22 protein-coding genes are annotated in these 19,137 nt (G+C 48.7%); 10 read left to right on the top strand and 12 right to left on the bottom strand.

What is annotated here, in order from left to right; all coding sequences use genetic code 11:
- Positions 1–9: 9 nt before the first annotated feature.
- The 4 genes from P4S53_RS01975 to P4S53_RS01990 all read right to left on the bottom strand — a co-directional run bounded on the left by P4S53_RS01975 (position 10) and on the right by P4S53_RS01990 (position 2,477).
- Positions 10–741 carry a putative ATP-dependent zinc protease gene (locus tag P4S53_RS01975; RefSeq protein WP_337111131.1) on the bottom strand — a complete coding sequence of 244 codons (732 nt, stop codon included), beginning with the start codon at positions 739–741 and terminating at the stop codon, positions 10–12.
- Positions 707–1,612, bottom strand: coding sequence for a phosphotransferase (locus tag P4S53_RS01980; RefSeq protein ID WP_337111132.1), 906 nt, complete (start codon positions 1,610–1,612; stop codon positions 707–709). Before P4S53_RS01980 ends, P4S53_RS01975 begins: the two co-directional genes overlap by 35 nt.
- Positions 1,613–1,797: 185 nt before the next feature.
- Positions 1,798–2,043 (bottom strand): DUF3389 domain-containing protein, encoded by a 246-nt coding sequence (locus P4S53_RS01985; protein ID WP_337111133.1) that lies wholly within the window; start codon positions 2,041–2,043, stop codon positions 1,798–1,800.
- Positions 2,040–2,477: a hotdog fold thioesterase gene (locus P4S53_RS01990; RefSeq protein WP_337111134.1), complete on the bottom strand. Its 438-nt coding sequence runs from the start codon at positions 2,475–2,477 to the stop codon at positions 2,040–2,042. The genes P4S53_RS01985 and P4S53_RS01990 overlap by 4 nt, the downstream gene beginning before the upstream one ends.
- A gap of 105 nt (positions 2,478–2,582) precedes the next feature.
- Between P4S53_RS01990 and P4S53_RS01995 the strand changes: the two genes are divergently transcribed.
- Positions 2,583–3,380 (top strand): M48 family metallopeptidase, encoded by a 798-nt coding sequence (locus P4S53_RS01995; protein ID WP_337111135.1) that lies wholly within the window; start codon positions 2,583–2,585, stop codon positions 3,378–3,380.
- Positions 3,381–3,459: 79 nt separating this feature from the next.
- Here P4S53_RS01995 and P4S53_RS02000 read toward each other — a convergent pair whose 3' ends face one another.
- Positions 3,460–4,449, bottom strand: a complete 990-nt coding sequence (locus P4S53_RS02000) for an OmpA family protein (protein WP_337111136.1) — start codon at positions 4,447–4,449, stop codon at positions 3,460–3,462.
- A 491-nt stretch (positions 4,450–4,940) separates the two neighbouring features.
- Between P4S53_RS02000 and P4S53_RS02005 the strand changes: the two genes are divergently transcribed.
- Both P4S53_RS02005 and P4S53_RS02010 read left to right on the top strand, forming a co-directional pair.
- The gene (locus tag P4S53_RS02005) at positions 4,941–6,167 is read left to right on the top strand and encodes an FAD-dependent oxidoreductase (RefSeq protein ID WP_337111137.1); all 1,227 of its coding nucleotides are present in this window, start codon (positions 4,941–4,943) and stop codon (positions 6,165–6,167) included.
- Between the two features lie 41 nt (positions 6,168–6,208).
- Positions 6,209–6,361, top strand: coding sequence for a hypothetical protein (locus P4S53_RS02010; protein WP_337111138.1), 153 nt, complete (start codon positions 6,209–6,211; stop codon positions 6,359–6,361).
- Positions 6,362–6,422: 61 nt separating this feature from the next.
- On the opposite strand, the gene P4S53_RS02015 is transcribed toward P4S53_RS02010, so the two are convergent.
- Complete coding sequence (locus P4S53_RS02015; RefSeq protein WP_337111139.1) at positions 6,423–6,809, bottom strand: cupin domain-containing protein; 387 nt, start codon at positions 6,807–6,809, stop codon at positions 6,423–6,425.
- Positions 6,810–6,814: 5 nt separating this feature from the next.
- A complete protein-coding gene (locus tag P4S53_RS02020) occupies positions 6,815–7,471 on the bottom strand; it encodes a chromosome segregation ATPase (protein ID WP_337111140.1) in 657 nt (218 codons plus the stop codon).
- Between the two features lie 337 nt (positions 7,472–7,808).
- Here P4S53_RS02020 and P4S53_RS02025 point away from each other — a divergent pair, with 337 nt between their 5' ends.
- Positions 7,809–8,687, top strand: a complete 879-nt coding sequence (locus P4S53_RS02025) for a DNA ligase (protein ID WP_337111141.1) — start codon at positions 7,809–7,811, stop codon at positions 8,685–8,687.
- Positions 8,688–8,721: 34 nt separating this feature from the next.
- On the opposite strand, the gene P4S53_RS02030 is transcribed toward P4S53_RS02025, so the two are convergent.
- Positions 8,722–9,408: a VC0807 family protein gene (locus P4S53_RS02030; protein WP_337111142.1), complete on the bottom strand. Its 687-nt coding sequence runs from the start codon at positions 9,406–9,408 to the stop codon at positions 8,722–8,724.
- Positions 9,409–9,663: 255 nt separating this feature from the next.
- Here P4S53_RS02030 and P4S53_RS02035 point away from each other — a divergent pair, with 255 nt between their 5' ends.
- On the top strand, positions 9,664–10,203 hold the full coding sequence (locus tag P4S53_RS02035; protein WP_337111143.1) for a hydrolase: 540 nt from the start codon (positions 9,664–9,666) through the stop codon (positions 10,201–10,203).
- A 130-nt stretch (positions 10,204–10,333) separates the two neighbouring features.
- Complete coding sequence (gene nagA, locus P4S53_RS02040; RefSeq protein WP_337111144.1) at positions 10,334–11,473, top strand: N-acetylglucosamine-6-phosphate deacetylase; 1,140 nt, start codon at positions 10,334–10,336, stop codon at positions 11,471–11,473.
- 66 nt (positions 11,474–11,539) lie between these two features.
- On the opposite strand, the gene P4S53_RS02045 is transcribed toward nagA, so the two are convergent.
- Positions 11,540–11,902 carry an NADH:ubiquinone oxidoreductase gene (locus P4S53_RS02045; protein ID WP_337111145.1) on the bottom strand — a complete coding sequence of 121 codons (363 nt, stop codon included), beginning with the start codon at positions 11,900–11,902 and terminating at the stop codon, positions 11,540–11,542.
- Positions 11,903–12,462: 560 nt separating this feature from the next.
- Here P4S53_RS02045 and P4S53_RS02050 point away from each other — a divergent pair.
- A complete protein-coding gene (locus P4S53_RS02050) occupies positions 12,463–13,413 on the top strand; it encodes a chemotaxis protein CheV (RefSeq protein ID WP_337111146.1) in 951 nt (316 codons plus the stop codon).
- A 174-nt stretch (positions 13,414–13,587) separates the two neighbouring features.
- Here P4S53_RS02050 and P4S53_RS02055 read toward each other — a convergent pair whose 3' ends face one another.
- Positions 13,588–13,773: a hypothetical protein gene (locus P4S53_RS02055; RefSeq protein ID WP_337111147.1), complete on the bottom strand. Its 186-nt coding sequence runs from the start codon at positions 13,771–13,773 to the stop codon at positions 13,588–13,590.
- Positions 13,774–13,782: 9 nt separating this feature from the next.
- On the bottom strand, positions 13,783–14,541 hold the full coding sequence (pdsO, locus tag P4S53_RS02060) for a sortase-associated OmpA-like protein PdsO (RefSeq protein WP_337111148.1): 759 nt from the start codon (positions 14,539–14,541) through the stop codon (positions 13,783–13,785).
- Positions 14,542–14,782: 241 nt separating this feature from the next.
- Here pdsO and pdsR point away from each other — a divergent pair, with 241 nt between their 5' ends.
- Together pdsR and pdsS are read left to right on the top strand one after the other, a co-directional pair.
- Positions 14,783–15,469 carry a proteobacterial dedicated sortase system response regulator gene (gene pdsR, locus P4S53_RS02065; RefSeq protein WP_337111149.1) on the top strand — a complete coding sequence of 229 codons (687 nt, stop codon included), beginning with the start codon at positions 14,783–14,785 and terminating at the stop codon, positions 15,467–15,469.
- Positions 15,457–17,649 (top strand): proteobacterial dedicated sortase system histidine kinase, encoded by a 2,193-nt coding sequence (gene pdsS / locus P4S53_RS02070; RefSeq protein WP_337111150.1) that lies wholly within the window; start codon positions 15,457–15,459, stop codon positions 17,647–17,649. Before pdsR ends, pdsS begins: the two co-directional genes overlap by 13 nt.
- A gap of 2 nt (positions 17,650–17,651) precedes the next feature.
- Here pdsS and P4S53_RS02075 read toward each other — a convergent pair whose 3' ends face one another.
- A complete protein-coding gene (locus tag P4S53_RS02075) occupies positions 17,652–17,948 on the bottom strand; it encodes a hypothetical protein (protein WP_337111151.1) in 297 nt (98 codons plus the stop codon).
- 234 nt (positions 17,949–18,182) lie between these two features.
- On the opposite strand from P4S53_RS02075, the gene P4S53_RS02080 reads away from it, so the two are divergent.
- Entirely contained in the window at positions 18,183–19,094 is a 912-nt protein-coding gene (locus P4S53_RS02080) for a DUF368 domain-containing protein (RefSeq protein ID WP_337111152.1), read from the top strand.
- Positions 19,095–19,137 lie beyond the last annotated feature (43 nt).

Here is a 19,137-nt window from a genome sequence, read left to right on the forward strand (position 1 = left end):
TGCGTATTTTCATTTCTTCTTTTTCGGCTGAACAAAGTCACGGGTCGAATCGACAATCGCCACGTCTTTGGTGAAATTTTCACCCAGCACAACATCTTTGCCTTCCACCAAGGCAAAATCGGTTAATGCATTCAGATCTCCCAGAATAGTTCTGACCTGGACAATGGCTGACTTAGCGTCCTCTTTTTCCAACCATCGGGTTACAGGGAGTTCGAAGTCCATACCGCGAGCAGTAAATTTGACCCATTCATTGCCATCACGCTCAAAGGGAACCAGTGCGGTTACACCCAATGTCGATGCTTTTTGTTCCTGGTTAATCCGTACTTTGACGAACTGTTTTGCCGGACTCAACCACACCCACTCGTGCTGACCCAGTATCAACTTTCCATCACGCGTTTTTACTTTTTCAGGCTGCGGCTTAGCAACTGGAGGAGGAGTTTGAACCGTTTGGGGCGTGGTTTCAGTAGGCGTGACAACAACCGGTACGGACGGCATCACCTTAACTGACTCAGATTGATCCTCCGGCAATGACGTGATGGCTTTATCAGCTTGAGCCACATCCTCATTCTGAGTTGAGGGCGGAGTCGAAGGAGAAGACACACATCCCGACATAAGAGATATCACAAACAAAATGAGCGTTTTTTTCATACGGATGCCACTAAAGGTCGAAAATACGCGCACATTGTAAACAATTTGACGGCATCTCTCAAAGCATCCTGCCAGCCCTTTTAGATAAGCCATGGTATTTCTGCAGTTTATAAATGAAGCTTTGCTCATCATACCAACCAATGTTCGATGCATGTTTTGCATCATCCCAAAGGCTGAAATACCAGCGCCGTATTTCATAGCCTTCAGCAAGGGGATATTTCGCCACATAACGGCCAATCAGATCCAAATCGGGACGAATATCATTTAAATGAAACACATCAAACTCTCTGTGCTTGATACCGGCATCGGCCGGATCAAGAATTGCCGCCACTTTAAACGTTTTTGCATCGAAAAGGACATTCGCTAAATGACAATCATCATGTACAAAAGATGGCTGTGCATTTATGGGGGCCAATACTGACTGACGCTCATCCCAGAGTTTTTCGAATTGATTTTTCAGCTCCGCTGAGAAAGGAGATTTGGGGTCTAAGACGTACCGTAATACCGGTTCCATCCATATTTCAAATGCAGGTGTTATCTGAGAATCATACTTATTCTCTGCTATTTCAAACCCTTCCTCATGAGGTTGATTGTGCATATTAATAAGAAGCTCTGTAAAGTGATCCGAAAATACCTTCAGCGCATGTGGTTCAGTCGGTAATTCATGCGCCGGGACACCATCCACCCACTCCATAACGATGAATTCATGTCCTTCTTCACAGCCAAAAAATAAAATTTCAGGCACTTTACAATCAATCATTGTTCTTAAACGATTGACAGAATTAATTTCCTGACTCAGCCGCCCTGCCTGACGACAAAACTTAATCACCACGCGTCGTTTTTCTGTCGCAAGAAATGCGACCCAGCCATAAAAAGTAGATTGTAGGTTACAAAAATCAGGACAACGGCTAAACAGAGTACGAAAAGCGTTCACCGCAATTCTGTTAAGTTGAGGCTCTTGCATAGATATCCTTTCTTATAGCCACATCAATACGTAGCTAATTTGCAAGCTCTAAACACATCGAAAAATCAAATATAATAATTCGATTTTGTAGAAAAATAATCAGAGATAAAAGCCATTAATCTAAACTTCGCGATATATCCCTCAAAAAAGGTCGCCGTACGTTAATCATTATAAAAAAGAAATAATCACTCATTATGATGAGAATCAATGGCAATCCCCATACAGTCCGACAGGGATTCAAGTTGTGCATCATCATCTAAATGGATTGACCATTGCACACCACTCCCGGTAGCAGTAATGATATTTGGCTGCCTTAACAAGCGGATATCATCCGCTCTCGCCTGCAAAGTCACTTTCCCCATCCCTTCGAGACGAATCACCAGCTCATGCTGATTGGCAACAATTCTGCCCTGGCTGAATGTCAGAATCATGCTTCGTCCTTCTTTTTATGTTTCAGTACCGCCATCGTTAGCCGGCTTGTACACACAAGATTGTTCCGTTCATCGGTGACAGTGATTTGCCAGACTTGTGTCGTGGCCCCTAAGTGTACAGGGCTGGCTGTTCCTTTCACAAAGCCTGTACGAACGACACGGATATGATTGGCATTAATATCAAGGCCAACGCAGTATTTATCGTCACTGACGCACATGTTGGCAGCAATCGACCCCAGCGTTTCCGCCAGAACCACAGATGCGCCGCCATGTAACATACCAAAAGGCTGGTGAGTTCTTGAATCGACTGGCATTATTGCCGTCAGGCTATTGTCATCAAAGGTACTGTATTCGATGCCGAGGTGTTGAACCAGGGTGTTCACTGAGGTTTGATTTAAGTCGTTAAGATCAAATTTCTTTCGCCAAATCGACATTGCGATTCCTTATCACAAGCTAGATTGCGCCAGCATAACATCTATATAAATGGCTGATAAGCGATGTACAACATGGCATATACTAAAAAGCAAGGAGTGAGAACTATGATAGCATTTCGCCATTTACCCATGACCAGTTTGCTGGCAAGCGCGTTACTGCTGGCTGCTTGCAGTAATTCACCCACTGGCCGGCAACAGGTACTGCTGTTCTCTGAACAGGACATGTCGCAACTGGGTGCACAGTCCTTTGAAGAGATGAAAACAAAGGAAAAGATCAATACTGATCCTCAGGTTAATGCCTATGTTCAGTGTGTCACTCGTGCTTTAACTGCATCACTTGGCCGTCAGCCTGAAGCACCAAGCTGGGAAGTGGTTGTATTCGACAGTGATCAGGTGAACGCCTTCGCGCTGCCCGGCGGAAAAATCGGCGTGTATACCGGCCTGCTGAACGTTGCAAAGAATCAGGATCAACTCGCCACAGTTATCGGCCATGAAATTGGCCATGTCCTTGCCAAACACAGCAACGAGCGCTTGTCCCGATCTCAGTTAGCCAACCTGGGTTTGCAAATTTCCAGCGTCGCCCTCGGTGGCACTGAGTATCAGGAAATGGCCATGGCCGGACTCGGGCTGGGTGTACAGTACGGCATTCTGATGCCTTATGGCAGGGCGCAGGAATCGGAGTCCGATATCATCGGGCTGCGTATGATGTCCCAAGCCGGTTTCGATCCGAATCAAAGTGTGGCGCTTTGGCAAAACATGAGCAAAGCCAGCGGCGGCGGGCAACCCCCTGAAATACTGTCGACCCACCCTTCCCATGCATCGCGCATTGATGATCTCCGGCGTGAAATCGGCCGCTTGCCTGTTTCAACAGCAACACATCCCAACTGTAAAGCGCCAGCCTGATCATCTGGACATTGGATTCTTTTGCCCTGACCAGAAAAAGCCTCCAATCAAGGAGGCTTTACTGAGTAAAACACTGAAACTACTGGCTTTTATCAGCCGCCATGCCAGGCATGTAAGCCTCAACCCGGCGGTTTTTCGCTCGACCTTCTTCCGTGTTGTTCGTTGCGATAGGATCCCGTTCGCCAAAGCCTTTAATCTCGATTCTGTCCATACCAATACTGAAGTAACCCGCCAGATAGCCTGCCACTGCTGCTGCACGTTCCTCTGACAGTTTCTGATTGTATGCTGGCGTTCCTGATGCATCGGTGTGGCCTATGACCTGAAGTTTACTGTCAGGATAATTCACCAAACGGTCGGCAATAGGTTCCAACTGCGCGACGTAGTCGTCCGTTAACTGGCTACTGTCGAAGTTAAAGGGTAATGCCACCCGAATAGGCTGAATAGTCGCAGCAGGTAAAGGTGCAGGCTCTGGCAGCGGAGCCGCCTCTTCAACAACAGCCGCTGCCGCTGGTGCTCCCCAGTGATAAACCAGGCTCAAACCATAGAAATGAATATCTGTTTTACCAGGCTCACTGCGCCCAACCTGATTGTAATATTGATATTCTAACCGTGTTGATACGTTGGGATTCATGTAAAACTCAGCCCCAACCCCTGCAGTGCCCGATGTGCCATTGCCATCGGCACCATTTACCGTGTTGTCAACATTAAAGAAAAAGCCACCGGCTTTGGCATACAGGTCAACGACATCTGTCACAGGCCATGTCAGCTTGGCAACTAAATCCAAACCATAAGCTTCAAAGCCACCACTGCCTAAATCATAATCGGCTTCACCAAGGTAAGTGTACCCGCCTTCTAAGCCAACCATAGGAGAGAACTGGTAACCCAGAAAAACACCCCCGCCCCAGTCATCTTGCCCGTAGTCACTTTTCTGGCCGTCAATTGCACCATCAAAATTATTGAAATGAGTGCCACCCACCCGGGCGCCGAAATACCACGGATTCTCTGTTGCTGCGACAACTGAACCCGACAAAAAAATCGCCAACGGTACAATTTTGATTATTCGAATCATAAAATTTTCCTTGTTATTAGTTCACCACTACCTCTAAGGGTTTAGACAGGAATAGTAATTTTGGCAAGGTAATAAGCAGGTTATAGCGCGCCGATATCTTTATTAAGACATCCATCTGGACCGATTTTTAAGCACAATCTACGACAGAGTCCGGAAATGGGATTTTCTTCGTCATTCAAGTCAAAAAAATACCACTGACAGCAGGCGGAATCGCCAGGCTTCAGGGCAGTTTTTCAATCAGCCACGCAGATTGACAACCCACCCCACATGCCCATTCAGGTGCATAATGTTTACATTGTAAATTCACACTGACAGAAAAATGAACAATCAATGCGTTTGTTTATGTTCACTGTTTCAAACGAAGCGCCAGACAAGTAAAATGTCCGGCATGAGAACTGATTACAAAAATGTTGAATTTACCGCTGATGACGACTGAAACGGGCACAAACAGACCTTTAAGCCATCTTAAAATTGGGGTTATTGGCGGAGGAATGGCAGGTTCTACCATTGCGCTTCGACTTGCCGAGCAAGGTTTCTCTGTCAGCCTTTTCGAAGAAGGGCCCAGCCTGGTGAATGGCCCTCCTATCTGCCACTTACACGCAGGCGGCAATCTGTATCGTGACATTTCAGATGAGCAGTGTCTCCAACTGCTGACACAGTCTGTCGATACGTTAAGAGTCTATAAACACAGCGCAAATATTCGCCCCACCGTCATCGCTGTTCCGATACAAGATCCCGGCCATCCCGACTTATTGCTTCCCCGGCTGACTTTGCTTGAACAGCACTACCAAGCTTTAGTTCAGGCTGATGCGGCAAATGCGGTATTGGGCGAGCCGGATGATTATTTCCGGCTCTATTATCGCGAGGATCTGGAAAGACTAGCTCAACATGAGATGCCTGAGCGTGCGACAGCGCCTGATGACTGGATGGTGCCGGTCGCAAAACACCTTAACCTTGATCATTTTAAATTCCCCATCGTCCTTGTTCAGGAGTACGGTGTCAGCGTCTTTCGCTTAGCTGCCACGGTGACTCTGGGTCTGGATGCGCTGCCCAACAGCCAGGTCAGAACACACACCAAAGTCACTCATATTGAGCAGAACAGCCAGACCCGTAAATGGCAAATTACTTACTGCTCTCCGGGTAACGACAGCAGTGATTGTGACAGTCACACTGAGGACGTGGATTATCTGATCAATGCGTGCGGTTACCGAACCGGCACCTTAGACGATATGGCGCATTATCAACGGAAACGTTTGGTCGAGTTCAAAGCGGCCTATGTCACCCGATGGGAAGACAGCCAAGCAGAATGGCCTGAAATTATTTTTCATGGTCAGCGTGGCACCCCGCAGGGAATGGCACAACTGACTCCCTATCCGGATGGCTACTTCCAGTTACACGGCATGACAGAAGACATCACGCTCTTTAAAGACGGCCTGGTTCGCAGCACTGAACAAAGCGCTCAGCCCGTTTTAAACCCGTTATACAAAAATATGCTGAGAAACGGTTGGCAACCCAGTGATATCGAACAACGAACACTCAGAGCCATCGCGCATGTTGCCAAACATCTGCCAGCATATAAAACTGCCCGTGTAGGCGGTCCGCCACTGTTTGGGGCGCAACAAATCCCGGGGACGATCCCTCACTACGTGCTGCCGATGTTTCGTTTGATGGCCACCACTATGCCCGCACAGAGATCGTCAAAGCGTCCTCCGCATTAACTGCGGCAGAGCTCATTATTCAAAAGCTGGTAGAAGACGGATTGATTAGCGCAGAACAAAGTGGCGTGACATTGCCTCTGGAGGCACGCTTTACCGTAACACAGCAACTTGACGCTGCCACGATCACCCAAAAAGCCGAGGCACTGGCGAGCGCTCGTCAGTTTCCGGTCGCTTTGGCTTTGCCGGTTGGCTAAACCTTATCTGGCAGCACAGTGAAAATCAGACAACAGCACCGGTATCCTCTTGATGCCGGTTTTATTCAGGCGGCATTGACAAGTCATTGCGGTCAGATGGAAAAAATACGGCCAGCCAAACGGTATTCTTATCGGGCACCGTCCAGCTGACCCGGTGACGGCAGTGTGCAGGAAGATAGATACTTTGGCCTTTACCGAGTCGAACGGGTAAACGGCCATCGTCAAATGCCAGCTCGGCTGCCCCCTGAATGACCATCACCCATTCATCTTCATGTTGATCGTACCACTCGTCAGGTGGTGTCTGGTGACCCCGGGAGAGAATTCGCTCAATACGTACACCAGACGTATTAATCAGAGTCTGAAACAGCTCTTCCGGCAAGTTATCCGGTATGTCTGAAAACATATCCTGAATGCCCAGGCTACCTGGTTGACACTTGTTGATCGTCATGAACATCACTCATCTTTTGGCAATGTAACATTGATTTTCTCATTCAGTTCATCAAGTTCGTTTTGAAGCGCCGTTCGTTCCACTTCCGCTTCCGCCACTTTGGATAATTTTGCTTCATAGCGATCACAATCGGCCTGAGAAACCCAGTTCCAACTCTTGCCGGATTTAAACTCGTCGCACGGCTTTTTAAACTCTTCAGCAAGACGCCGCGCTTGTTTCACATCAGCCTCTACCTGACTGAGCTGTTTTTGCAGCGCCAACTGCTGCTGGTATAACGCTTTAGAGTTGGACAGCACAGTCTGCTGTTTTTGGGTTGCTTCAGTCAGCGTCTCTACTTTGGTGTCTAGTTGTTTTTTGGTCACAGTCAGCTGCTTTTTCTGTTGCTTAATCGCAGCCATTTGTTTTGCATGATCTTCTCGTACTGAAGATAACTCCAGCATTTTCTGCTCAAGTTCTTGCTGTAACTCTTTAAATTCAATTGCTTTTTGAGTTTCCATTGACGCCATCGTTTCTAAACGCGAGCTCAGACTTTGTATTTGCTCCGCCTGTTCAGTGTTTATCTCACGAAGGTTGTCCATTTCCGCAACCGTTGGCTGATGCTGAATGTGCCCGATTGCCGATGCCAGCAGCATTCCTGCGATTAATCCGGCAACCAGAATCACTTTCCGGTTCGACATCAACTCCATTCTTTTCTCCTAACAAACGACCCAGTCCAATACGTGACTAAACGCCGATAAACAGCCCAATATACCCAAATGACTTCCAGAGGCCCGGGTAGTCAAGTAACACAGACACAAACTACCACAACCGTGACGGACCGATGTCAGAGCTATATCAGACTTGATTGCGGCTTCATACGCAAAGTCTATGATAACGATAGAAAATTAGCTATTCCGAATCACATTCCTGCCGCACTCTTCCACTTTTCCCCTCGGAATACACTCAGGATATGACAGTGTCCGGTTACTTTTTGCCCTTGTAGCCCCGGAGGAAATGAACATGAAGCAATCTGAGCTGGCGATCATCATCACCTTAATGCTGAGCCCAATCAGTTATGCCAAAGAAACACTCACCATGAGAGCCACTTCAGCTGTCTGGCAGGATGACGCGTTTCTGCTCCCAATCGGTACAAAAATGATCGATTATTGGGTCAGCGAAAAATTAGATGGTATTCGTGCCCACTGGAATGGCCATCAGTTGCAAACCCGGACAGGTCACACGATTCATGCACCACATTGGTTCACGGCAGGCTTGCCTGATGAAGTGTTGGAAGGCGAATTATGGGCCGGTAGAGATGCTTTTCATCTGGTATCACAAACAGTACTGGATTCATCGCCAAACCCTGAGCAATGGGAAAAGATTCGATTCATGGTCTTTGATGCCCCTGCACATCCTGGTTCATTTGATGAGCGCCGACGCCATGTCACCGCACTGGTCAATGCATCAAGTCATCCCTACACCCACATCATAGAGCAGCGAAAACTGCCCTCCATCGCCATGGTCAACAGCTGGCTGTCAGAAATAGAAGCCGATGGCGGTGAAGGCATCATGTTACACCTTGCTTCGCAGCCCTATATTTCAGGACGATCAGACGGCTTAGTGAAAATAAAACGCTACGAAGATACAGAAGCTGTCGTTGTCGGCTACGAGCCCGGGAAAGGGAAGTATCAGGGGTTAATGGGAGCGCTTTGGGTAAAAGTGGATGCTCTGCCCCCTTCAAAATCGGGACAGGTTTTTCAGATGCAGATCGTGCCGTTCCCCCTGAAATCGGCAGTATCGTCACCATCAGATATAACGGGTTTACACAAAACCAGATCCCTCGTTTTGCCCGATATCTGCGAACAAGACCGTCATCAACTCTGTGATACGCAGATATAAAAAGGGCTTACTCAGTGGTAAGCCCTTCGCTGTATTACTGCATCTTGAAAATCTGGTTCGCTTCAAGATTGGTCATGCGCCGGATAGAACGCCAGACGTAATAAAAGATACCGAACATCATCAGCATGGACGGAATCGCGATCATCGGATAACTCAGCAGCGTCATTTCACCCAGCTCTTCGTTAAAAGCTTCTGACCCTGCCGGGCTGGTCACTATGGTGGTGGCCAGTACGTAGTTCATGATTGAGGAGAACACGAACGTGCTGGCAAACAGATAATTAGACTGTGCCAGGCACTTGTTAAATTCACCCAGCTTACCGTTTTGCGTCAGTTTCTCTTTGATCAGCGAGAGATTCAGAACGGCATCATTGAAAATCATTTTGGTGACAACTGGATACTTCGTGAATGTAGAGACAAACACCACAAGTCCAATCAAACCGGGAATCAAGGCTTCTTTTATTGCAAGCCATTGATTATCAAGTTCAAGTAAACCTATTCCACCGGTCAGCAATACACTGACAAAGCCCAGTAACGAAATGAAATTAAACTTCTTGTGCTTGATCAGCTCATAGCCACCCAGCACAATCGGGAAAGCCAGTGCCAGTAGCAATGCATTAACAGGGCCCAGTTGTTCCTGGCCACTCAGCTTCATCAGTACCACAGACGGTACGATGACATTGAAGATAAGATCAGTAAAAGGATTCGATTTTTTTTCAGTCATGGTTTTTCAGGTACGTTTCAATATCGGCTCATTGTTCCGTCATTTACCCATAATGTAAAGATGAAACAAGTTACAAGGCTTTTCGCTTGGATCAACTTCATCAAAGTATTTTAGCTTAAGGAAGAGGCAACAGACCAAACCGGCTTGACTTTATGGTCAAATCGAACCAAGGTCAGCCCTACAAACACTGAGCAATCACCGCTAAACTTTTCATGTAAAAGCACATAACGGTGAATTTAAGATAAGGACATTCCTATGCTGGATCGCAATAAAACCGTGCTGGTGATCGTTGATGTTCAGGGAAAGCTGGCCAGCCTGATGTCAGACAGTGGCACTCTCTATCAGAACCTGTCAGTAATGACGCAAGGGGCAAAAGCCCTTCAATTACCCATTATCTGGTTAGAGCAGTTACCCGATAAGCTCGGACCCACGATTCCTCAGATTGCGGATCATCTCACCGATCAGGCCCCCATCGCCAAAAATTGCTTCAGCGGCTGCCAGTCGGTGGCATTTATGGATGCTTTAGTTTCTACAGGTTGTAAGAACGTGCTGCTGGTCGGCATAGAAGCGCACATTTGTGTCTATCAAACCGCCATGGATTTACTTCGTAAAGGCTACCATGTCGAAGTCGTTTCTGATGCTGTCTCTTCGCGGAATGCGGCAAACAAAACCGTCGCCCTGAATCGCATGCAACAGGCGGGCGCCTCTGTCTCATGCACAGAAATGGTCCTGTTTGAACTACAAGGCGTCGCTGAAGGCGAAAGCTTCAGGCAGATCTTAAGCCTCATCAAATAATTAAGTCACAAAGTTAACATTAATCTCATTGAGAAATTGATCCCGGATTCAATGCAGGCTATCTTATTTTCATAAAAAAATAAGATAGCCATAGCTTTCTCTCCTCCTCTGCATTATCGGAGTCCGGCCCATGTACGCCATAACCCACATCAGCGTGTTCGATGGCAACACGATTACTGAAGATCAAGCCATTTTTATTGACAGAGACACCATCTCTGCCGTCATGCCCATGTCGGAAGCCAAGTCCCGGCAGTTACTCCCGACCGATTGTCTGGACGGGTCAGGATTACTGGCCACCGCAGGGTTCATCGACATTCAGCTAAACGGTTGTGGCGGCGTCTTGCTCAACACTCAGATCGCCAAATCCACTCTGGATACCATGAATGCCACCAACCTTCGCCACGGGACCACCCAATATCTTCCCACTTTTATCACCAGCGAAGCCGAACCACTCAGCGAAGTCATTACGTTAATTGAAAGCATGGATAACCCGGAATCTGAAGGAGTGCTGGGGCTGCATTTAGAAGGCCCTTTCATCAACCCTCAGAAGAAAGGAGCCCATCAGGAACAATGTATCCGGGATCTTGATGACCAAACGGCTGAGTACCTCATCAGCCATGCCCGTTGCATCAAAGTCATCACCCTGGCGCCTGAGTCTTGTGAGCAATCGGTGATTCACAAACTGACAGAGGCGAACATTATCGTGTCGATGGGCCATACCAATGGCCGCTATACCGACTACACAGCCAAACACGGCATCACGATGGCGACGCATCTGTTTAATGCAATGAGTCCCCTGGACTCTCGTGAGCCAGGTGCGGTCGGCTATATCTTTGATCACAAACCGCACGCCGGCATTATCGTCGACGGCATTCATGTCAATTACGCCTCAATCAGAATCGCTCACCAGCTGTTGGGAGAGAAGCTTTTCATGGTCACAGATGCTGTGACGCCTGCGGGTACCGACCTCAAAGAATATGATATGGCAGGTACCAAGGCCTATGTCACGGACGGTAAATGCCATTATGCCGATGGCACCATTGCCGGTGCGGCCATCACCATGATTCAAGGTGTTCATAATCTGATGAATCATGTGGGTGTCAGCAAAGAAGAGGCATTGCGGATGGCAAGCCTGTACCCGGCCAAAGCACTGGGGCTGGATACACACTATGGAAGGGTCAGAACAGGATATAAAGCCAATCTGGCCTTACTGACTGCAGATCTGCAAGTCAAAGGCACGGTGCAGATGGGGTTGCGGCATCACCTTTAAAGCGACGGTATTGAATGTTCGTGGTGCAAAAAAGACAAGGGCCACTCATCTGTGGCCCTTTCTGTGTTATGCGTTGGCAAACTTAACCGTTTCAAGCCGGGTAAGCTGATATTCGCGCAGCTTAAAGTAGCCGTAAGTCGCCACAATCGAAAAGAATAGGTATGACAGAGCAAACACCAGAGGTGAGTTAATCACCTGATTTTCCAGGCCCCACATGACCCCTGCGACAGTGACACCCATCTTCGCCATTAACCCGGTTAGCAGCAGCATGAATGCCAATTGAGGATAACGTGTCGCCCGGAATGCCAGCCAATAGGCCGTACCTACCGCCAGAGATGCGATGCCAAAACCGGCCATAAATGAATGAAGATGTTCCCCTGAGAAAACACCGGCAACAACCGATACAGCGAGAATAATCAAGAACTTCATAAGAACCTCACTCAAAAACCCGAGCTTAATGACAGCGAGCGCCAACAGTTTCCCCGGAGCGCCCTTTTGCGGCTATTGTTTCAGGTTTTGTGGCGGTTTAATAGAGATTACACCTCTCAGGATTGTAACTAAAATGTTTCAATTTCAGTCATTTACATTCTGAAACATTATAAACACCTAACAGGAAACAAGTTCCGGAAAAAAGTTACAAAATCGTTAACAAATCTGACAGCAGCAGGATATCGCTACAAAGACCATATCTGAAAAATAAAATTCAGAATTTGAGTGGCACTATCATGGAAAATCAATATCATAACGTCATATTTCTCATGTAAAGCAGCATCTAATACTGAATTTTCATTTTCGAGCTCAACAAAGTGAAAAGTGTGACCAACCTGAACGGCAGCGCTAAAAAACGAGCTCGACACACGTTGCTTCCGGCACATGCCTTATGAAACTGGGATGTTGCTCTTACCTTTGTAACCTTCGTTAGGAATATTGGCTCCCTCTCTCTATAATTTGCTGAAATTCAGAACAAAAAACACATTTACGGACATTTTATGACGACCATTCTTGATGCAGTCGATCTTCGTACTCAGCTTGTTGGAGAGAACCGCCTCGAATTGCTGATTTTCCGGCTTCATTCTGCTCAATTATTTGCGATTAACGTGTTCAAAGTCCGTGAAATCGTTAAACAGCCGCATCTGCATTCGCTGCCAGGCAGTCATGCCAGTGTCTGCGGGGTCGCCAATATTCGCGGACAATCGATTCCAATCATTGATTTACGAAAGGCGATTGGTGTCAGAGCAACGGAAGAGAGCGCTGAAACCAACCTCATCATTACTGAGTACAATCGTAGTGTTCAGGGTTTTCTCGTCGGACAAGTGATGAATATTGCCAATATGACCTGGCAGGATATTCAGCCGCCACCCAGTCAGGTGGGTAAAAACAATTATCTGACCGCCATTACACGAATCAACAGAGAAGGTGTTGAGAGACTGGTCAGCATCGTCGATGTGGAAAAGGTACTGGCTCAGATTGTGTCATACAACACAGACATTTCTGACGATATTCTCGATCAGCATTTAGTCAGCCAGTTTCATGGACGCAAAATTCTGATTGTCGACGACTCTTCAACCGCAAGGGCACAAATCAGGGATACCTTGTCTCAGCTCGGCCTGGAGATCATTGAAGCCATCAATGGGCAAAAAGCACTGGAAATTCTCAAAGGCTGGTGCGATGAAGGAAAAGACGTGAATCATGAGATCCTGATGATGTTCACCGATGCTGAAATGCCGGAAATGGATGGTTATCGCCTGACTCACGAAATCCGCAATGATGAGCGGATGAAAGATCTGTACATTGCGCTGAACACCTCGCTCAGCGGAAGCTTTAATCAGGCGATGGTCGATAAAGTCGGTTGTAACCGTTTCATTTCTAAATTCCAGCCGGATCTGTTGGTTGCAGTGGTTCAGGACAGACTGAGAGAAGCCTTAAAGCAGCCCGTGTAATTTGTCACGGGCTTACTCACAAAGTTTGGTGACAACGTTTAACAGACAACAATGAATAACGCTTTATCTGTTCAGCAATACACCAGACTCAGATGCAGTAATGTCAGCTTCAGCAGTGCTCCCGGCCAGGCATCAGGGGCCAGTCCAAGCCGACTCCCCTGATGCTCAGCCAAATTACTGATTCGTTGAAATACTGTCCATATCTTGCCAGATACCATCATTGAATCCCTTCGCCTCAATCTGATGACTGACTGAGAATGTACTCTCGTCGCTTTTCATCGCTAACTGCATCGTAAACATCACCATAACCGCTATCGGTATTAAGCAACTGCTGAGCGTAAAATGGGCCGTTGATGTCATATCTCCCCCTTAATGCGACTGTGCTGTCTGAACTGGTCCCTGATGACTACGCAAGGTCACACGACGATCAAAGAAGTCATACTCCCAGCTTTCATCCATTTTGAGCGGCTCTTCTTCGCCATGAGCAATGGTGACGATTTGCAATGGGTTCGCCCCACGAGATTCCAGATAATCCCTGACGGCAGTGGCACGCTCTTCTGAAAGCGCCTGGTTACGTTCCGCGCCGCCACGACGGTCTGCATAACCTGATAATTCCCAGTTAATTTCCGGCGATTGCTTCATCAGTTCTGCGATTTCATCCAGCTGAGCCTGAAAATGGGGTTCAATCACCGCAGACCCGGTTCGGAAGTGCACATTCATGGCCAACGCCATATCATGCTTCTGTTGTGTCTCGCGCAGGCTGGCCATTTCATGTTGCATTTCCTGATAGCTGTTCAGTACAGGCTCTAACTCGGCGTTACGCTCATTCAAAGCAACAATGGTTTTTTGCTGCTCACTCAAACGCGCTGTCTGGCTGGCGATATAATCTTCCTGGCCAACGGCCGTGCCCATAATCCCGCCGACCATGGCACCAATCACGGCGCCGACCGGACCACCCACCAGGCCTCCGACTGCGGCACCGGACCCCATACCAATCCATTGCTCTTGCTGGGCAACCGGCTCAGCGTTTGCGGTACTCTGCTGGCCCGCATGAACCTGAGTGCTGGCACCCAGAATAGCTGTAGCAACCAAAAAAGAAAGCGCCTGTTTTTTCATCATGTCGTTCATCTGATTTTCCTCATCATTTCTGTGTTATCCGAAAAAGCATCTGAGGCCGTGAATGCAGCGCTCGTTTGCCGATGAGAGAATTAAAACAAAGTGTTCAGGCAATAAGAGGGAGAGAAAAAGGCAATGTGCTGATCAAATGTGGCAAGATTATGGCAATTGACTTTGAAGGTGGATTTGCACTTTTTTAGCTTGTCAGTTCAGGTATAGTCAGTCATCTCCAGGGTGAATGATGAAGCAATCAATGAAACATATAGCCATTGTTGAAGACGAAGCGGCGATTCGTGAAAACTACATGGATGTGCTGAAAAAGCACGGTTACAAGGTGCAGGGCTACGCTGACCGCCAGCAAGCCCAGCAAGCGTTCGAACTCAAACTGCCCGATCTGGCCATCATCGATATCGGCCTGGGCCATGAGATAGACGGCGGATTCGCACTGTGTCAGTCGTTACGCGCACTCTCCCCCACTGTTCCCATCATTTTTCTGACTGCGCGTGACAGCGACTTTGATACGGTATGCGGGTTACGAATGGGGGCCGATGACTATCTCACCAAAGACATCAGCCTGCCCCATTTAATGGCCAGGATTGCTGCTTTATTCCGGCGCAGTGAACTGATGTCGGCCCCTGCCACAGAAGAGACACTGCTGCACAGGGGAGCTTTGACCATTGACCAGAACAAAATGCAGATCTTCTGGCAGGAGCAGCACATAGATTTAACTGTGACTGAATTCTGGATGGTGTACGCGCTGGCAAAACGTCCGGGCCATGTCAGAAGTCGTCAGGATTTGATGGAGGATGCCCATGTCGTTGTCGATGACAGTACTATCACCTCCCACATCAAACGGATACGCAAAAAATTTGCCCAGCATGATGCCGGCTTTGATCATATTCATACTGTCTACGGAATGGGATACCGATGGGGAGCCTGACCGTACGACTTACCGCCGGTCTTCGCGTTAAGATCGTGATCATCGCCAGTCTGTTGCTCACCCTGCCCTGGTTCGGGTACCGGTTTGTTCTCGAAATGGAAAAACTGCTCCGTCAGGGACAGGAACAAACCCTGATTGGCACTGCCAGAGCCATCGCCACCGCACTGAACGAACGGCCTGCGCTGTTCAGCCAGCAAGCCAGCTTTCTGCCTCGGGTTCAGCATGGCCGCGATCTTTACGTCTACGATCTGCCCGGCTCAATCACCATTGACGGAAGCCTAACAGACTGGCCTGAGGATCTTGATGCCAAAATGCATTACTACGGGCGTCAGTATGTCCGATTCAGCCAGCGCCCTTACCAGCAGGGACAAACCGATTTCTATCTGATTACCGGGCGATACAGCCAGCAATTTTATGCTGCGATGAAAGTGAAGGACAGGCACACCGTTTTGCGCCGGGCTAACAGTCATCAGGTCGACAGGAACGATCATCTGATATTGGCACTGACAACGCCACAAGGTGAATTTGAGCGTTACCTGATAGCACTTGAAGAGAATGGCCAGACCTCGGCCTGGTTGATCACCGATGAGCTTGACGAGCCGAACCTGTTTTCCCCCACGAATCTGATTACAGCACAGTGGCAACCAAGGCAGGATGGCTACTCGCTGGAACTCAGCATGCCCTTGTCACAGCTCGGCCAACGACTCTCGGTGTCTGTTTATGATGTTAACCACGATACCCACCGCGATGTTGAGACCATCATCGGCACAGCCAATAGCAAAACGGCGGCTGATCTGGGCACTGTGCTGCTGCCCTCACCGGAAATTGAGCGCATAGTCAAAGGCATGGGGCACAGCAGTTCGCGTATCTGGGTGCTGGATCGTCATCAGCGTGTGTTGGCGCAATCCGGCGATATCCGGCATTCAGACGGAGTATGGGCAACGTCGGTTCGCTATGATGAAGAAGAGCATGGTTTAGGCTCCTGGTTGGATCAACACCTGCTGCGCCCGCTTTATTACACCTTCCTCTTATCAGAGCCTACCCCGTTTGACGACAAACCCGCCGATCCCGCACTCATCACAGGCGTGAATGTTGATCAAGCCTTGCAGGGACGCGGTTACGCCCACTGGCGGCCATCGAGTGACGGCAAAGCCATGATTCTGTCCGCGGCCTACCCCATCTGGCTGGACGACAAAGTGATGGGAGCCGTCGTTGCTGAAGAGTCGACCCAAGGTGTTCAAACCCTGAAGAACCGGGCTCTGGAACAACTCTTTAACGTGTTGCTGGCGATTATCACCATTGCTGCCATTATTCTTTTCCTGTTTGCCTCAAGCCTATCAGGCCGTATCCGGCGGTTGCGCGATCAGGCAGAGCAGTCAATCGATGCTCAGGGACGGATTCGAGAAGCGATCACTGCGTCTGCGTCAAAAGATGAAGTCGGCGATTTATCCCGCAGCCTGGCAAACATGGTGAACCGGCTCGGACAATACAACCATTACCTGGAAAATTTGTCCTCGCGGCTGTCACATGAACTGCGCACACCCGTTGCCGTCGTGCGCTCTTCGCTGGATAACCTTTCTATGTCCAGCCTCAATCCTGGAGAACAGCGCTATATCGAACGGGCACAGGAAGGTATTCGCAGGCTGAGTACGATTTTATCCAGCATGACAGAAGCCACCCGCATTGAACAAAGTCTGCAAGGAGCAGACATGGAAGCGTTTGCGCTGAATGAATTGATCAGCGGCTGTATGCAAGGTTATCAGTTCGCCTTTGCAGAGCAAGACTTCCATGTGCAGGTGCCGGAAAGCCCGGTCCGTATCACAGGAGCACCCGACTTTCTGGCTCAGCTACTGGACAAACTGATTGCTAACGCGGTTGAATTCAGCCACCCGAACAGTCAGATTGACGTCACACTGTCACAAACTGACAAACAAGCCGCACTGACTGTCAGCAATCAGGGGCCGCTTTTACCCGATGATATGGCCGACCAACTGTTGCATTCCATGGTGTCTGTGCGCAGCCAGGCACATCAGGACAAACCCCATCTTGGGCTTGGCCTGTATATCGCACGGCTGATCGTGGAGTATCACGCAGGGCAAATCGCAATCAGAAACCGCCATGATTGTCTGGGTGTCACTGTCACCGTGACCCTGCCACTGAGTCCGGCAACGAATACCTGAGTTTATTCCGGTTGCTCGGTATCTGTCTCAGGTACAGAGGACTGTGGTGCTGAAGCATCTGAGGAGGGAGCGGTATCCGGCACCTGTGTTTCCGCTTGTGCTGTTACCTCTTCCTCTTTGGCATACATCGTCAGATACTGGTTTTCGCAGACACTGATGGTTGTCCTGTCGGAGCCGTACGTTTCGGTGCACCGCTCCATATATTCGTCATAAGACATCAGTAAACCTTCCGACTGAACACTTGCGACCAATACTCCGGAAACCACCAGCGCTGATAACCTCACACTGTTCCATTTCATCTTGCTCACCTTTAATCAAGCATGAACCGTACAGGCCCATACTTTAGAGTTAAGCAAATTAGCAGCAAATCATGATCGAATCTTGAGACAATTAACCAATTGCTGACAGCGACAGGCTTCAGACAGACTCATCTGCCGTTACATTTTCCGCCTGAACTCAACAAAGTGCTCATACCGTTTTGACACTAAGTCGGTATAATGCCTTCACTTTCATAACAACTATGCCTGAATCAAATGAGTAACGTTTTTACATTTCTTAAGGGATTGGCGATGGGCGCGGCAGACGTCGTTCCCGGCGTTTCCGGCGGTACAATCGCTTTTATCACCGGTATTTACGATACACTGCTGGAAAGCATCAGACGCATCAACCCCAGCCTGATCCCGCTGTGGCGCAAACAGGGAATCCGCGCAGTGCTTACCCACATCAATGCGGGTTTTCTGATTGTGCTTCTCACCGGTATTCTCACCAGTATCCTGACACTGGCGCGAGTGATCACCTGGATGCTCCATACACACCCGATCCCGCTGTGGTCCTTTTTCTTTGGCCTGATTCTGATTTCTGCGGTTCATATGTTTAAGCAGGTTCAGCACTGGCGAATGACTCGGGTTCTGTGCATTATTGCTGGTGCAGCGTTTGCGTATGGCATCACTGTTTTACACCCTATTGATATGGCGCCGACCAGTATCAACATAGTAATAGCAGGATCCATTGCGATTTGTGCGATGATTTTGCCCGGGATCTCCGGCAGCTTTATTTTACTGTTGCTGGGCATGTATGGCCCTATCCTCGCGGCGGCTAAATCGCTGCAACTGGGGACACTGGGGCTTTTCGCTACGGGCTGTGTGCTCGGCCTGCTGTGCTTTTCTCATATTCTGTCTTGGCTGCTCAGACATTATCGCGATCTCACGCTGACCTTCCTGACAGGCCTGATGCTCGGCACACTGAATAAAGTCTGGCCGTGGAAAGAAACCATCAGCTGGCGCACCAACTCCAGCGGAGAACAAGTGCCCCTGCTTGAACACAACCTGTCGCCATTCAGCTTTGAACAGGTTACCGGCCAGCCAGCGCTCCTTAGCTATGCAGTCATTGCCATGCTACTCGGGATAGTGCTGGTGTGGGGACTGGAAAAATTTGCTGCGGACTAACCGCTGAGTGAATACAAAGGCTGCCATCTGTGGCAGCCTTTGT

Origin of the sequence: Photobacterium sp. Hal280, from assembly GCF_037162255.1 — a bacterium.
Lineage (GTDB): Bacteria > Pseudomonadota > Gammaproteobacteria > Enterobacterales > Vibrionaceae > Photobacterium.